Origin of the sequence: Elioraea sp. (assembly GCF_051860475.1) — a bacterium.
In the GTDB taxonomy this organism is placed as follows: domain Bacteria; phylum Pseudomonadota; class Alphaproteobacteria; order Acetobacterales; family Acetobacteraceae; genus Elioraea.
In genome coordinates this window covers 36,085-50,552 of record NZ_JBHYDW010000002.1, presented here as the reverse complement: position 1 = coordinate 50,552, position 14,468 = coordinate 36,085, and the positions used below count along the sequence as shown (strand labels likewise).

General features: G+C 71.7%; 14 protein-coding genes. 4 read left to right on the top strand and 10 right to left on the bottom strand.

Annotation, left to right across the window (positions count from 1 at the left end; all coding sequences use genetic code 11):
- Positions 1–29 precede the first annotated feature (29 nt).
- The 5 genes from ACTIFU_RS00770 to ACTIFU_RS00750 all read right to left on the bottom strand — a co-directional run bounded on the left by ACTIFU_RS00770 (position 30) and on the right by ACTIFU_RS00750 (position 4,359).
- Positions 30–632 carry a hypothetical protein gene (locus tag ACTIFU_RS00770; RefSeq protein ID WP_439576364.1) on the bottom strand — a complete coding sequence of 201 codons (603 nt, stop codon included), beginning with the start codon at positions 630–632 and terminating at the stop codon, positions 30–32.
- A gap of 3 nt (positions 633–635) precedes the next feature.
- Positions 636–1,736, bottom strand: a complete 1,101-nt coding sequence (locus ACTIFU_RS00765; protein WP_439576363.1) for a M48 family metalloprotease — start codon at positions 1,734–1,736, stop codon at positions 636–638.
- 65 nt (positions 1,737–1,801) lie between these two features.
- Complete coding sequence (locus ACTIFU_RS00760) at positions 1,802–2,602, bottom strand: hypothetical protein (RefSeq protein WP_439576362.1); 801 nt, start codon at positions 2,600–2,602, stop codon at positions 1,802–1,804.
- Positions 2,603–2,704: 102 nt separating this feature from the next.
- Positions 2,705–2,989: a DUF6522 family protein gene (locus ACTIFU_RS00755; RefSeq protein ID WP_439576361.1), complete on the bottom strand. Its 285-nt coding sequence runs from the start codon at positions 2,987–2,989 to the stop codon at positions 2,705–2,707.
- Positions 2,986–4,359, bottom strand: a complete 1,374-nt coding sequence (locus ACTIFU_RS00750) for a helix-turn-helix domain-containing protein (protein WP_439576360.1) — start codon at positions 4,357–4,359, stop codon at positions 2,986–2,988. Before ACTIFU_RS00750 ends, ACTIFU_RS00755 begins: the two co-directional genes overlap by 4 nt.
- Positions 4,360–4,590: 231 nt before the next feature.
- Here ACTIFU_RS00750 and aceA point away from each other — a divergent pair, with 231 nt between their 5' ends.
- The gene (gene aceA, locus ACTIFU_RS00745; RefSeq protein ID WP_439576399.1) at positions 4,591–5,934 is read left to right on the top strand and encodes an isocitrate lyase; all 1,344 of its coding nucleotides are present in this window, start codon (positions 4,591–4,593) and stop codon (positions 5,932–5,934) included.
- Positions 5,935–5,986: 52 nt separating this feature from the next.
- Here aceA and ACTIFU_RS00740 read toward each other — a convergent pair whose 3' ends face one another.
- Together ACTIFU_RS00740 and ACTIFU_RS00735 are read right to left on the bottom strand one after the other, a co-directional pair.
- Positions 5,987–6,679: a hypothetical protein gene (locus tag ACTIFU_RS00740; protein WP_439576359.1), complete on the bottom strand. Its 693-nt coding sequence runs from the start codon at positions 6,677–6,679 to the stop codon at positions 5,987–5,989.
- The gene (locus tag ACTIFU_RS00735) at positions 6,679–7,860 is read right to left on the bottom strand and encodes an aminotransferase (RefSeq protein ID WP_439576358.1); all 1,182 of its coding nucleotides are present in this window, start codon (positions 7,858–7,860) and stop codon (positions 6,679–6,681) included. Before ACTIFU_RS00735 ends, ACTIFU_RS00740 begins: the two co-directional genes overlap by 1 nt.
- 76 nt (positions 7,861–7,936) lie before the next feature.
- Between ACTIFU_RS00735 and trmFO the strand changes: the two genes are divergently transcribed.
- Positions 7,937–9,289, top strand: a complete 1,353-nt coding sequence (gene trmFO, locus ACTIFU_RS00730; RefSeq protein ID WP_439576357.1) for a methylenetetrahydrofolate--tRNA-(uracil(54)-C(5))-methyltransferase (FADH(2)-oxidizing) TrmFO — start codon at positions 7,937–7,939, stop codon at positions 9,287–9,289.
- 97 nt (positions 9,290–9,386) lie between these two features.
- Positions 9,387–10,580: an MFS transporter gene (locus ACTIFU_RS00725; RefSeq protein WP_439576356.1), complete on the top strand. Its 1,194-nt coding sequence runs from the start codon at positions 9,387–9,389 to the stop codon at positions 10,578–10,580.
- A gap of 4 nt (positions 10,581–10,584) precedes the next feature.
- On the opposite strand, the gene ACTIFU_RS00720 is transcribed toward ACTIFU_RS00725, so the two are convergent.
- From ACTIFU_RS00720 to ACTIFU_RS00710, 3 genes are read right to left on the bottom strand one after another with little or no spacing between them, the layout of a single operon-like run.
- Complete coding sequence (locus ACTIFU_RS00720) at positions 10,585–11,562, bottom strand: TAXI family TRAP transporter solute-binding subunit (protein WP_439576355.1); 978 nt, start codon at positions 11,560–11,562, stop codon at positions 10,585–10,587.
- Entirely contained in the window at positions 11,559–12,140 is a 582-nt protein-coding gene (locus tag ACTIFU_RS00715; RefSeq protein ID WP_439576354.1) for a hypothetical protein, read from the bottom strand. Before ACTIFU_RS00715 ends, ACTIFU_RS00720 begins: the two co-directional genes overlap by 4 nt.
- A 10-nt stretch (positions 12,141–12,150) precedes the next feature.
- Positions 12,151–13,119, bottom strand: coding sequence for a hypothetical protein (locus ACTIFU_RS00710; RefSeq protein ID WP_439576353.1), 969 nt, complete (start codon positions 13,117–13,119; stop codon positions 12,151–12,153).
- Between the two features lie 310 nt (positions 13,120–13,429).
- On the opposite strand from ACTIFU_RS00710, the gene ACTIFU_RS00705 reads away from it, so the two are divergent.
- Entirely contained in the window at positions 13,430–14,428 is a 999-nt protein-coding gene (locus tag ACTIFU_RS00705) for a ring-cleaving dioxygenase (RefSeq protein ID WP_439576352.1), read from the top strand.
- Positions 14,429–14,468: the final 40 nt, after the last annotated feature.

The window sequence follows — 14,468 nt, the reverse complement described above, 5'->3', positions numbered from 1 at the left end:
GCGCCGAGTCGATCAGCGCCGGATAGCGCCTAGGCGTCGCGCAGCCGAGCCGTCGCGAAGATGCGCTCGACCTCGGGCATCAGCCGGTCGTGATGCAACAGTCGCGTACCCTCGAACACGATCATCCAGAGCCGCCCGTCCCGCACCGTCGCGAGCGCGCTGCCCCGGCGGTCGATCTCGTCGCCGCCCGAATAGCTGAAGTCGAACCGGAATCCGGGCAAGCCCAGAAACGTCGCTGGCCGGATCGCGTCGATGACGACCGCCGGCGCGCGGCCGAGCCGGACGATGTTCGCGACGAAGAGATCGGCAATGTCGCCTTCCGCCATGCCCGCGCGGAACACCGGCAGCGGCTGCTCGCGATCGCTGCGGTCCGGCGGCAGCTTGCCGAGCGGCGCGCCGTCGGCGATTCCGCCGAAGAAGGTGAGCCGGTCGAGCTCCTCGCCGTCCGTTGTCCAGATCTCGACGCGGTCCGGCAGGGTGAGCGCGCGGTTGAACGCGGTCGAGCGGTTGAAGCTCTGCCCAGGCACGACAACGATCCCTTGGACCGTCTGCGGCGCGCCGGCAGGAGCCAGCGAGTACGCGGCGCAGGCCGTGACCAGCAGCGCGAGGGCAAGGATGACGAGGCGCGGCACCACTCAGGCTCCCAGATAGCTGCGCACCAGCGGGGCGTCCGGTGCATTCGGGACAAGATCGAGGTATCGGCGCAATGCGATGCCGGCAGCGTCGGCATCACCGTCCCGCCGGTGCAGCAGGCCGAGCCCGCGCCAGGCCTCCGGCGGGGCGTCGGGACGTGCGAGCGCGCGGCTGTACAGGGCGAGCGCAGTGTCCCGGTCGCCCCGCTCGTTCCTGATCCGCAGCACCTCGCCCCACGCCGTGTAGAGCAGCCCGTCCGCGAGACCTGCTGCCTCGGCCCGGGCGAAGACCACGAGTGAGCGCGCGGGCTGGCGCATCCTGACTTCGTCATCGAGCAGTGTCCGGCGCAATGGTGCGATCGCGCGGCTGAACCGCTCCGCCCCGCGCTCGCCCTTGTCACCACCCACCGCCTCGGCGCGTTCGCGCAGCGCCTGCTGCCGCTCCTCGGAGGTGGGGTGCGTCGCGGTGAGCGGGTCGCGGTACTGCACCCCTCCGGCCTCCCGTTCGGCGACGATATTTGCCCACACAGTCGACGCCTCAAGCGGCGCGAAGCCGGCGTCGACCATGGCGTCGAGCCCCAGTGCATCGGCGTCGCGCTCCTGCTCGCGCGTATAGGCGAACAGGGAGGCGATGGCGACGATCTGCGCGAGGCTGCCCACGGCTCCAAGCCCGACCATGCCGAGGCCGATGCTGAGGAACGCCATGACGTCCGACGTGTCGCGGACGTTGCGGAAGCGGTTGAGGGAGTGACGCTGGCGGTAATGCGCGAGTTCGTGCCCGATCACGGCCGCCAGCTGCGCCTCGTTGTGCACCCTGAGCAGCAGCCCGGACCAGACCTGCAGCATGCCGTTCGGTGCCATGCTGGCGTTGAACAGCGGGCTACGGACGACATAAACCCGAATGTCGCCGGCATACGCCGGGGCAAGGCGCTTGCAGAGCCCGCTGGCCAGCGCGTTCACCTCCGGCTCGGTGATCAGGGCACGCGAGCGGCGGAGCCTCTCCTCCTGGCGGTCCATCACCGCCCAGAGCCCGCCCTCGTCGGTCGCGGCGTCCGGGCGGGTGCCGGGTGAAGGCCGCTCGTCGCCCGGTCCCGCTGTCGTCACGCAGGCAGCCAGAAGCGGTGCGGAGACACAGCAGAGGCAGCCTGCCAGCACGTGCCGCCGCCGGGTCATGAGGGAAAGCCGGCGAGGAGGGTCCTGGCCGTCTCCGCAGCGGCTTGGGCAGTCCGGAGATCGCCCTCCTGCCGCTCGAGACGGTTGAACCAGACGATATCGCCATTCCTCAGATCGACGACCGATGCAAATCCCGCCTGCACACCGCCACTGACGCCGACACGAAACAGCACAAACGTCAGCATCTGCACCGCGGCACGGCCGGCGCTCGTGTAGCTGTCGCGGATTCTGACGAACAGGGCGTGATCGGCCCCCGTCGCGGCGCGGAGGGTGGCGACGCCGGGGCCGAGGCTCCAGTCAAACCGATCCCCCTTGGCCGGCAGGCGGTCATTCGGCAGATAGGAATGGCGCATCACCGCGTGGCCGACGGCGCCATGGAGGCGCTGGATCTGATCGAGTTCGGCGCGCGTCGACACTGAAAGGCGGGAATCGTCGAACCGATCAAAGCGCAGGCCGCGCTGCCTCTTCTCGGCCTCGAGTGCCGCGTCGAGGTTCCGCCGCGCCGCTTCCGTCCAGTCTGCTTTGGGCTCGAGCATGCCTCCGGCCGAGAGCTCGTAAAGCTCGACATCGAGCGGCATCAGCACGATCGTCGCGCCGGGCGTGAGGCGTTCGATTTTGGATCGGAACGTCGCCGGGACGCAGGCTGCAACGAGGAGCCCGCCGCCCACCAGGACCACGCGCCGCGACGGACCGCGCGGGTTTCGCTGGGAGAGGTTGGCGCATCGCGTCATGGACGTTCCGATCGAAAGCCCCGGCAGGACCCTCAACGACCTGGATCGCTGGATGTAGGCGACCATGTCGCGAGCCGGTTCGTCAATGCGTCAGGGATTGGCATAGCGCCTCAAAGGCTGAGCCGACGGCGGGAGGGACCCGAACCGGTCGCTGCTGAGGACGGCGCTTCAGGGGGTGTCGTGCTCCGGGGCCTGGCGCCAGGCGCCGGAGCGCGTCATCGCGATCACTGTGCCGTCGGCGCCGACCACGAACACGACCTCAAGCGAGCGCCAGCGCAGCCGCGCGCGGAGCCGCCCCGCATCCTCGCTCTCGCCGCGCTCCACCACGCTCAGGACGCGCCCCGCACGCAGCTCCACACGGAGCTCCTCCTCGGTGATCCCCAAGGCGGCGGCCATCTGCGTCGCCGTCAGCACCGGCGCCCCGCCCTCGAAGGCAACCCGCTCGCCGATCATGCCCGCACCGGGGCGAAGCCGAACTTGCCCTCGCCCTTCACCGCCGGATCGAGCGTCAGGCGATGCGCGACCGCGGGAAACGCACGGCTGCGGCAGTTCGGCCGGTCGCAGAGCGGGCAGGAGAGGCCGATCTCTGTGACCGCGCGTTCCAGATCGAGCCCGTCGGCATAGGCGATCCTGCCGGCGTGTGCGACGTCGCAGCCGAGCGCGATCACGTGCACCTCGGGCGGCTCAGGCCATGGCCCGGCCGGCCGGGCCAGCGCCTTGGCGAAGCAGAGGAAGGTCGCGCCGTCAGGCAACCGCGCGACCTGCACTTGCACGCGCCCGGGCGAGGCGAAGGCGAGGTGCGGCACCCAGCGTGGGCAGGAGCCGCCGAAGCGCGCGAACGGAAACCCGGCGGCGGCGTAGCGCTTGGTGACGTTGCCAGCGGCATCGGCGCGCAGGAACAGGAAGGCGATGCCTCGCGCGCCCTCGCGGTTCAGCGTCGAGAGCCGGTGCGCGGCCTGCTCGAACGAGACGCCGAAGCGTGCCGCCAGCGAATCGACGTCGTGGCGCAGGGTGCGCGAATCCGCCAGATAGGACTCGTAGGGCATCAGCAGCGCACCGGCCGCGTAGTTGAGCAGGCCCACACGCAGCAGCGCCTCAGCCTCCGGCGAGGACGGGTGCGCCTCGGCCACCTCCTGCTCGACCGCGTCCTGCGCCTCGACCAGCATGAGCTGGAACGCCATCTGGAACCCGCGGCTCTCGCGCGGCAGCAGATCGGAAAGGTGGAGCGTGCGCGCCTCCGCGTCGTAGCGCCGGAGCGCGCCGGCGAGGTCGCCGACCGCGATGCGCATCCGGTGCGTCCGACGCAGGCGCTCTGCGATCGCGTGGTTCATCTCGGCCGGCGGCGCAGCGCCGAGCTGTGCGTGGATCGCCGCGGCCGCAGCCTCGATGGCGGAGAAGTGGTTCTGGCGCGAGGCGAAGTGGTCGCGCGCCTCCTCGGTCGGCAGCAGGATGCGCCGCCCCGAGGGCAGGTTCAGCCCCGAGGCGTCCTCGCGCGCGGCGCGCCAGGCGCGGTAGAGCGCAAGGGTGGCGCGCGCGGCCGCCGGAGCCGCATGCACCAGGGCGGCGATCTCGCTCTCGGGCACTGCGTCGGCGCCGAGCAGCGGATCGGCGAAGGCCTCTCGCAGATGCGCCTCGGTCTGGCGCTCCTCCGCCCCGCCCAGCGCGGCGAGGTCGACCGCGAAAAGCTGGGCGAGCTTCAACAGGAGTGTGGCCGTCACGCCCCGCTGATCGTGCTCGATCAGGTTCAGGTAGCTCGCCGAGATGCCGAGGCTGGCCGCGAGCGCCTGCTGGGTCAGGCCCCGTTCGGTGCGCAGCCGCCGCACGGTGCGGCCGATCAGTGGTTTCCTGGCGATCTTGAGCCTCCTCGTCCGGACACGTTCGAGCGCTCGGATTTACTAACTTTACGACTTTGCGCCACTTTCCGCAAATATGAACACGCCTTCACTCATTTTATTGCGCGAATGCGCTTGGCTTTCGCAGGTGCAGTGTCAAGCATTCACTCAAGGCCACTCGGCCCGGAAGGCCTGCCAAGGAGCTCAACGCCCATGACGACGATGAACTACCCCTGCTGCTACGCCCCCCAGGGCGCGCCCGGCACCACCGAGTGGATGGCCGAGCGGTTCGCCGGCCTACGCCGCGACTACACGCCGGGCGAGGTTGAACGGCTCGCCGGCTCGGTGCGGATCCGCCACACGCTCGCCGAGATGGGGGCGCGCCGGCTCTGGCACCTGCTGCACGCCGAGCCCTACCTGAACACGCTCGGAGCGCTCACCGGTAACCAGGCGATGCAGCAGGTGAAGGCGGGGCTGAAGGCGATCTACCTCTCCGGCTGGCAGGTCGCAGCGGACGCGAACCTCGCCGGCGAGATGTATCCGGATCAGAGCCTCTATCCGGTGAACTCCGTCCCGGCAGTGGTCAAGCGGATCAACGGCGCGCTGCGCCGGGCGGATCAGATCGCGCGCATGGAGGGGCGGAACGACACCCACTGGTTCGCGCCCATCGTCGCCGATGCCGAGGCCGGGTTCGGCGGCCCGCTCAACGCCTTCGAGCTGATGAAGGCGATGATCGAGGCGGGTGCGGCCGGCGTGCATTTCGAGGACCAGCTCGCCTCCGAGAAGAAGTGCGGTCACATGGGCGGCAAGGTGCTGGTGCCGATCGAGACCCACATCCGCACGCTCACCGCCGCGCGGCTTGCCGCCGACGTGGAGGGGGTGCCGACCGTGCTGCTCTGCCGCACCGATGCGCAATCGGCGCAGCTCATCACCTCCGACATCGATGAGCGCGACCGGCCGTTCCTGTCCGGCGAGCGCACCGCCGAGGGGTTCTTCCGCATCAAGCCCGGTGTCGGCAACGAGTACGCGATCGCGCGCAGCCTCGCCTACGCGCCCTATGCCGACCTGCTCTGGTGGGAGACCTCCGAGCCGAACCTGGAGGAGGCACGTGCATTCGCGGACGCGATCCACCGCGCGTTCCCGGGCAAGCTGCTCGCGTACAACTGCTCGCCGAGCTTCAACTGGGCCAAGAAACTGCCGCCCGGGCAGATCGAGCGCTTCCAGCGCGAGCTGGGCGCGATGGGCTACAGGTTCCAGTTCGTCACCCTCGCCGGGTTCCACAGCCTGAACTACTCGATGTTCCGCCTCGCGCGCGGCTACCGCGAGCGCGGCATGGCAGCCTACAGCGAGCTCCAGCAGGCGGAGTTCGCCGCCGAGGCCGAGGGCTACACCGCCACGCGGCACCAGCGCGAGGTCGGCACCGGGTATTTCGACGCGGTCTCGATGGCGATCACCGCGGGGCGGTCAAGCACCACCGCGCTCGCGGGCTCGACCGAGGACGAGCAGTTCTTCGACGCGCACGGCACGCGGGCGGACCGCTCGCCTCACGCGATCGCCGCCGAATAGCCTTGCCGATCGCACCCGGGGCGCGGCGTACTGAACGCCGCGCCCTCGCGCCTCAGCGCAGCCGCGCCGCCACCTGCGCGGCCATCATGGACAGCGCCGCGTCGACCCCCTCGACGGCGCCATCGACGTCGGCCGCGAACTGCCCCTCGCCCGCCAATCGAGGCTCCGACGGGCCCGCGACCGGGATCGCGTCGAAGGGGCGCAGCGCGTTCATCACGAACCGGTCCTGGAACAGCACGCGGCCGCGCGGGTCCGCGAGCCGCACCGACACCGCCGCGAAGGGCACGAACGGACCTTCCGGCAAGTTGGCGACGAACCCATACTCGCTCACCACCGTGTCGAGAACGGCGTCGACTGCCACGGGCGGGTAGCGCGCAAGGAAGGCGAGATCGAACCGCGCGGACGGCACCTCCACGGGCCGGTATCCCGCTTCCATGAGCGCCAGTGTCAGATGCAGTGTCCACCGCTCCGCGGCGCGGTAGCCCCAAGCGCGCAGCGCCTCCGTGAGCCGCCGGTCACGCTCGCGCTCCAGCGCAGCGTCGACGAACCGCCCGATCGAGCCGAACGGCACGATGAGGGGAAGATTGGTCGGCGCGGCGGGCGTCGCGGCGACAGCGGGCGTGACGACGCCAATCGTGCCGAGCCGAGCCGCTCCGGCCCGGTCAAGCGCGACACGCGGCTCGCACGCAGCCAGCCCCGCGCCGCAGCAGAGCAGGACGGCGCGGCGGGACCATGCGCGCACCATCAGCCGAGCCGCGCGGGCACCTGCGCGATCGTCGCCTCGTCGGCGTTCGCGAAGGCGACGCGCAGGTGCCGCTCCTGGCCAGGGCCGAAGAACGGGCCCGGCAGCGTCATGAGCCCATGCTCGGCGCCCAGCCGTTCCGCCATCGTCAACGCGTCCGGCGCGCCCTCGGGCAGGCGGAGATAGGCGAAGTAGCCCCCGAGCGCATCGATGCGCCAGCCCGGAACCGCCGCGAGAGCGCGCTGGAACGCGGCCGCGCGCGCGGCCATGACGTCGCGGTTGCCCTCGCGCCAAGCGATCAGCGCAGGCACCGCCCAGGCGAGGGCCGCCTGCGACGCGCGCGGCGCGCAGATCTGCAGCGTGTCGAGCACCTTCAGCAGCTGCGTGCGGATGGCAGGCCCGGCGACGACCGCGCCGACACGATGGCCCGGCACGCAGTAGCTCTTGGAGAACGAGTAGAGATGCACCAGCCCATCGCGCCAGGCCGGGTCGCCGAACAGCGCGTGTGGCGGATCGTTGCCCGGCAGGAAGTCGCGATAGGTCTCGTCGAGCACGAGCACGATCCCACGCCTTCGGCCGAGCGCGGCGAAGGCGGCGATCGTCTCGGCCGGATAGACCGCGCCGGTCGGGTTGTTCGGCGTCACCAGCACCAGCGCGCGAACCCGGCCGTCCATCAGCGCGGCGGCGCGCTCGGGATCGGGGACGAACCCGTCCTCGGGCCGGCAGGGCAGCGGGATCGTCGTGATCCCCAGCATGGTCAGCGCCATGTGGTGGTTGAAGTACCACGGCGCCGGCAGCAGCACGGCCGAGCCCGGTCCGGCGATCGCCATCATGGTCATCACGAAGGCGAGGTTGCAGCCGGCGGTGATCACGACATCGGCGGCATCGAGCGGGTCGCGGTAGCGACGCGACAGATCTGCGGCGAGGGCGGCGCGCAGGGGTTCCTCCCCCTCGATCGGGCCGTAGCCGGCATTCGCGGTCCGCGCAGCCTCCTCGCCGAGCCGCGCCAGAAGGTTGGGATGCGGCGGATATCCGGGCACGGCCTGAGTGAGGTCGATCGCCGGGCCGGCCTCGCCGCGATAGACGGCAGCCCAGCCGCGCGCGGTCGGGATCGCCGGGGCGGCGGTCGCCAGGATGCTCGGCGGCAAGGACAAAGGCGTGATGCCGGCGGCGGTGTCGGGCATGGGACCAGACTCACACCGCGCGGGGCGGCCGTCCAGCCGCGTTGAACCGAGGTCCCGCGAGGTCTATCTCCCCCGCATGAGCACCCCCGTCCATGTCGTCGGCGCCGGCCTCGCGGGCAGCGAGGCCGCCTGGCAGATCGCCTCCACGGGCGTGCCCGTGGTGATGCACGAGATGCGGCCCGTGCGCATGACCGAGGCGCACCACACGGACGGCTTCGCGGAGCTCGTCTGCTCCAACTCGTTCCGCGCCGACGATCCGCTGTTCAACGCGGTTGGCCTCCTGCACGAGGAGATGCGCCGTGCGGGCTCGCTGATCCTGCGCGCGGGCGACGCCCATCGCCTGCCGGCCGGAGGCGCGCTCGCGGTCGATCGCGACGGCTTCTCGGCCGAGGTGACGCGCATGCTGGCGGTGCACCCGCTCGTCACCGTGGTGCGCGAGGAGGTGCCTGGCTTGCCGCCCGCCGACTGGGGCAGCGTGATCGTCGCCACCGGCCCGCTCACCGCGCCCGGGCTCGCCGAGGCCACCCGGCGCGCGACCGGCGAGGACGCGCTCGCCTTCTTCGACGCGATCGCGCCGATCGTGCATCGCGAGAGCATCGACATGTCGGTCGCGTGGATGCAGTCGCGCTACGACAAAGGAGGTGGGGCGGACTACATCAACTGCCCGCTCGACCGCACGCAGTACGAGGCGTTCATCACCGCGCTGCTCGCGTCGGAGAAGACCGCGTTCCACGTGTGGGAGACATCCACGCCCTATTTCGACGGCTGCCTGCCGATCGAGGTGATGGCGGAGCGCGGGCCCAACACGCTGCGCTGGGGGCCGATGAAGCCGGTCGGCCTGCGCGACCCGCGCACCGGACGGCGTCCCTGGGCGGTGGTGCAACTGCGCCAGGACAATGCGCTGGGCACGCTCTGGAACATGGTCGGGTTCCAGACCAAGCTGAAACACGCCGAGCAGGCGCGGGTGTTCCGCACCATTCCGGGCCTGGAGCGCGCCGAGTTCGCACGGCTCGGCGGACTGCACCGCAATACGTTCCTGAATTCGCCGCGTCTGCTCGATCCGCTGCTGCGGCTGAAGGCCGCGCCGCATGTGCGCTTCGCCGGACAGATCACCGGCGTCGAAGGCTACGTGGAGTCTGCGGCGATCGGCCTGCTCGCCGGCCGCTTCGCCGCCGCGGAGGCGCGCGGCGAGGCTCTCTCAGCGCCGCCGCCGGAGACTGCGCTCGGCGCGCTGCTCGCCCACATCACCGGCGGGGCGGAGGCCGAGACGTTCCAGCCCATGAACATCAATTTCGGCCTGTTTCCGCCGCTCGCCGAGGCGCCGAAGGGGCGCGAGCGCAAGCGCGCCTATTGCGAGCGCGCGTTGCGCGCGGCCGATGCGTGGCTCGGCCGGCCGCACACGCTGCCAGAGCCGCGCCAAGCCGCATAGCCGCCCCGCCCTGACCGCGCGCCGGCCTCCCTGGCCGGATCGCCCGCGCCCGCGCACACTGACGTCAATGACCTCCGGGGGGAAACGCGCCGACGGCGTGATCGGGCTTCTGCGCCTGCCCGACTACCGCCGTCTCTGGCTGCTCGGCGCGATCGCCAACGTCATGCGCTGGCTCGAACTGCTGGCGAGCGGACTCTACGTGCTCGACCTCACCGGCTCCGCCGGCATCGTCGCGCTGATGGCGGCGTCGCGCTCGCTGCCGCTGCTGCTGCTCGGACCCATCGCTGGCGCGATCGCCGAGGCGGTGGACCGGCGCCGGCTGCTCCAACTCGGGCTGCTCGCTACCCTGGCCAATGCGGTGGCGATGGCGCTGCTGGCCCGCGCTGGCGTGCTCAATCCGTGGCATATCGGCATCGGCAGCTTCGTCTCGGGCCTGCTGTGGTCCACCGAGCTCTCGACGCGGCGGCGCATGCTCGCCGAGTCCGCCGGCGTGGCGGCGATGCCGCGCGCGATCGCGCTCGACGCGATGACCAACGCGACCACGCGCATGCTGGGTCCCGTGTTCGGCGGCCTCGCCTACCAGACGCTCGGGCTCGCCGGCGCCTTCGCGGTCTCGGCCTGCGGCGCGCTGGTTGCGATCGTGCTGGCAGCGCGCGTCGGCGTGAGGCAGACCGTCCAGCCGTTCCGCCTGGGCACGGTGACGCGGGGCCTGGCCGAGGGGATCGCGCTCGCGCTCGCACATCCGGCCGTGCTCGGCGTGCTTGGCATCACCGTGTCGATGAACATGCTCGCGTTCTCGTATCTCGCGCTGATCGCGCCGATCGGGCGGGCGCTGTTCGACGCCTCGCCGCTCGAGGTCGGTATCCTCGCCGCCGCCGAGCCGGCCGGCGCCCTGATCGGCGGGCTGATGCTCGCCCGCTTCGGCGACCGCGTGGACGGGGCGCGCGCCTTCCTGTGCGGCTCGCTCGGCTTCCTCGCGGCGCTCGCAGCGATGCCGGCGATGCCACTGCTTGCGCTTGCGATCCTGCTGCTGGTCGTGGGCGGGATCGGCATCGCCGCGTTCGGAACCTTCCAGACCACGCTCGTGCTGACGGCAGTGCCGACCGAGGCGCGGTCGCGCATGCTGGGGCTGGTGACCATGGCGATCGGCACCGGGCCGATCGGCATGATGCTGTCCGGCGCGCTGGCCGAGCGGTTCGGCGCCGGGTTCGCTGTCTCGGCGCTCGCGCTGGCCGGGCTCGTGATCGTCGCGGTGGTCGGCCTGCTCTGGCTGCGCGGCCGGCGCGAATGACGCGTCAGGACGGCGGCGGGCCCGGATCGAACCGCGTCCAGCCCGGCACCTGCGCGGCGAGGTTCACCTCGCGCCACTTCGGATGGCGCGGCGGGCGCAGGAACTCGTCGAAGCGCCGGGTGAAGGCGTGTACGAAGCGCGAGACCTTCCGGTAGCGTTCCGTCCCTGGCTGCCACGCATAGACCGCCATCACCGCGCCGACCGCGATCGTCTCAACCTCGCCGCCCGCAGGGATCAGGTTCGGGTAGTCGGCCGACACCAGCGAGGACGGCAGGTAGGTCTCGAGCAGCGCGGGCGTGGCAGGGATCGGCACGAAGCGGAGCCCGCTGCCGGGCGCGATGCCGCTGAACAGCCGCGCAGGCTTGCCGGCCACATAGACCATCGCGCCGATCTCGCCGTTGCGCAGCTTGGTCAACGCGAGGTCCTGCGGGTCATGCGCGAGCTGCACCGGCACGCCGAGTGCTTCCATCACCAGCGACGACGTCATCGCCGTGCCGCTGCCGCGCACGTCGACATTGACGGTCGTGCCGGCGAGCTCCCGCACCGACGCGACGTCCGTCCGCGCGAGCAGGTGAATCTCCTCGTCGTAGAGCTTGGTGATGTACTGCACCAGCCGATCGATCCCGGGCAGCAGCTGCTCGCGGCGCGCGAAGGCCAGCACGTCGGACTGCACGATGCCGATGTCGATCCCGCGCAGCAGCACGATGTCACGCATGTTCTGGATCGAGCCGCGACCGAGCATCGCGACCACGCGCATCCGGTCGCCCTCGTCCAGCACATTCATCAGATCGGCGGCGATCCGGATGTAGGTTCCGTCCACCCCGCCGGCCATGATCCCGACCGTACCCTGATTGGCCTGCGCGGTGAGGCCGCTCAGGCGCTCCACCCAGCTGGTCTGGGCGACGGCCGGTGCGGCGGCGATCGTTGCGAGGGTGGATGCCAGCAGCGTCCGGCGCGGCAGGGTTCGGGACGTTTCGGTCACGGCGAGGCCTCCAGGGCTGCGATTCGGGCTTGGGCTTCCGCCACGCCCATGGCGCCGGCGCGGCGATACCAGGCGAGCGCGGCGGCACGGTCAGGCGGGATGCCGCGCGCGCCGAGGGCGTGCAGCACGCGCGGATCGTAGGTGCCCCCGGCATGAAGGGCGGCAAGGCCGCTGCCGCCATTCGCCGCGCGCTCGAAGAACCGCCGTGCGGCTGAGACGTCACCGATCCGCATCAAGTCCTCGCCGCGGCGCAGCAGCAACTCGATTGTCGCGGCCGGCAGGGGGGGTGAGACGGCTGCAGGCGCCTGCGGTGCCGACGCTGGTGGCGCGGGTGCCGGCACCGCAACGGGCGGGACTACGGGCGTTGGGGTCGGCGGGGTGACAGCGGCCGCGAGCGCGCGCTCAGCCGCCTCGAGCCTTGGCGCCTCGGGCTCCGCAAACGGCGCAATCGGCTCCGGCGGCAACTGCGCCGCCAGCACCTGCTCGGCCAGCTCCAGCCGCGGCGCCTCAGGCTCCGCAAACGGCGCGACCGGCTCCGGCGACAACTGCGCCGCCAGCACCTGCTCGGCCAGCTCCAACCGCGGCGCCTCAGGCTCCGCAAACGGCGCGACCGGCTCCGGCGGCGCCTCGGCCGCAGGGTCCGCCAGAGCCGCAACCTCCGCGCGGTCGGCCACCGGCGCCGGCGCAGTCGACGAGACCGGGACGACGGCCGGGCGCCCGGGCCTGCCCCGAAGCGCGAGGCGCGGGCTCCGCCCGGCTCTCGCCCGGGGCGGGCGCCGGCGCCGCGCCGGCCGACTGCGCCAGCGCCGGAGCGGCCGGTCCAGCGGTCGCGGCAAGCTGGACGCGCGGCGGCTCGGCAGCAGGGGCGGAGCTTTCGGGCGTACGCGGCTGGCCCAGCACGACCACCAGCGCGACTCCCGCGGCGATCGCGGCACCGCCGACCGCCATCCCGATCCGTCGCCCGCGCGAAGTACCTGACCGGGACACGGCGGCAGGCCCGGATGGCGCGTTCGCCGGCGCCGGGGTCACATCCGGCTTCGCCAACACGGCCGCGAGCGCGGCGAGTGGTGCCGCAGGGGCAACCGGCACGGCAGCGGGTTCCACCACGGGGCCGCCCCGTGGTGTGGCCCCGTCCGGCTCGCCGGATGGCGAGCCCACGGCCGCTACCGCGGGGCCGGGCGCACGCGTTGGTGCCTCCAGATCGTCCCCGCCCAACGCCTCCCGAAGCCCCTCGATCCAATCCGAATCGGCAGCGACCGTCAGCGGGTCCTGCCAGCTGAATGCTTCGGTCAGCACGATCGGCAGCTCGGGCAGGTCCTCGCGCCGCAGCCGGCGGTGGATGATGGGGATGTGGCCCGGGAAGCGCCTGGCAAACCCTGCCGCCGCAAGTCGCTGCTGCAACAGCTGTTCGGCCCCCGGGGTCCAGCGCGGCTCAAGTTCCATCAGGGCGAGGCCGAGCTCGCGATGGGCGAGCACGATCTCGAACGGCGTCCCGCCCGCGACCAGGCGGCAGCCGTCGATCACGCGCCAGCCGCCGCCGAGGTGGCGGCCGCGCATGCGCCGCTCGCCCTCACCCGTTCCGGTGTCGGGCGGCGGTACGGTGGCTCCGTCTCCAAGACCGCCGTGGGCCAACGCGCCACTCCAAGAATGCTGTCCCCGTCTTAGTATTGCGCGGAGGTTACACCAGGCCGTGTCCTTCCCGCCAGTACCGCACGCGCGAGGTGCGCTCGGTGCGATCCCGCAATCACCCTGCCCTCTTGGATCGTCGGCGCCGATGGACGGGATCGTCGCCGGCTCTTTGACCATTCCATCGAGCGCGCCGACATTGGACGGCAACAGCGGGCCAATCCCCGCGACGGAGGCTGACATGACCCCCATCGGACGCATCCACCACATTACCGCGATCGCCAGCGCGCCGGACCGCAACCTCGCCTTCTACGAGGGCGCGCTCGGATTGCGGATGATCAAGCAGACCGTCAACTTCGACGATCCGGGCGTGCATCATCTCTATTACGGCGACGAGACCGGCTCGCCGGGCACGATCCTGACCTTCTTCCCCTATGTCGGGGCGCGGGCCGGGCGGCACGGCACCGGCCAGGCGGAGGAGATCGCCTTCGCGATCCCGTCCGGCGCGCTCGGCTTCTGGCAGGAGCGGCTCGCGGGCCTCAGCCTCGCGGTCGAGGGGCCGTCGGAACGGTTCGGCGAGCGGCTGATCTCGTTCAAGGACCATGACGGTCTGATGCTGGAACTGGTCGAGGACGAGGCGGCCGCCGGTCTGCCCGGCTGGGCGGCGGAGGGCGTCCCGGCCGAGCACGCGATCCGCGGCTTCCGCGGTATCACGCTCTGGGTGGAGGACCCCGCCGGGACGGCGCGGGTGCTGACCGAGGTGCTCGGCTACGAGCCCGGCCCGATCGAGGGAACACGGCAGCGCTTCGTCCATCCGGGCGAGGGGCTGGGGCGGATCGTCGATCTGCGCGCGACCAGGGGGTTCTGGTCGGGCTCGATGGGTGCCGGCGTGGTCCACCACGTGGCGTTCCGCGCCGCCGACGATGCCACGCAGGCGGCGGCGACGGCGGTGCTGACGCCGCACGGCATCCGCGTCACCCCGCAGCAGGACCGGAACTACTTCCGCTCGACCTATTTCCGCGAGCCGGGCGGGGTGCTGTTCGAGATCGCGACCGACGATCCGGGCTTCGCGATCGACGAGCCTGTCGAGGCGCTGGGGTCGCGGCTGATGCTGCCGCCGCGCTATGAGCGGCACCGCGCGGCGATCGAGGCGAACCTGCCGAGGCTGCGCCCCGAGCGCACATACAACTGGTCAATCGCCTGGGGGTCAGAGCGATACTGGGCATCCGCCTGGGCATAGACCCGATACAAAAAGCCCCCCAAAACGTACTGGTTCACAT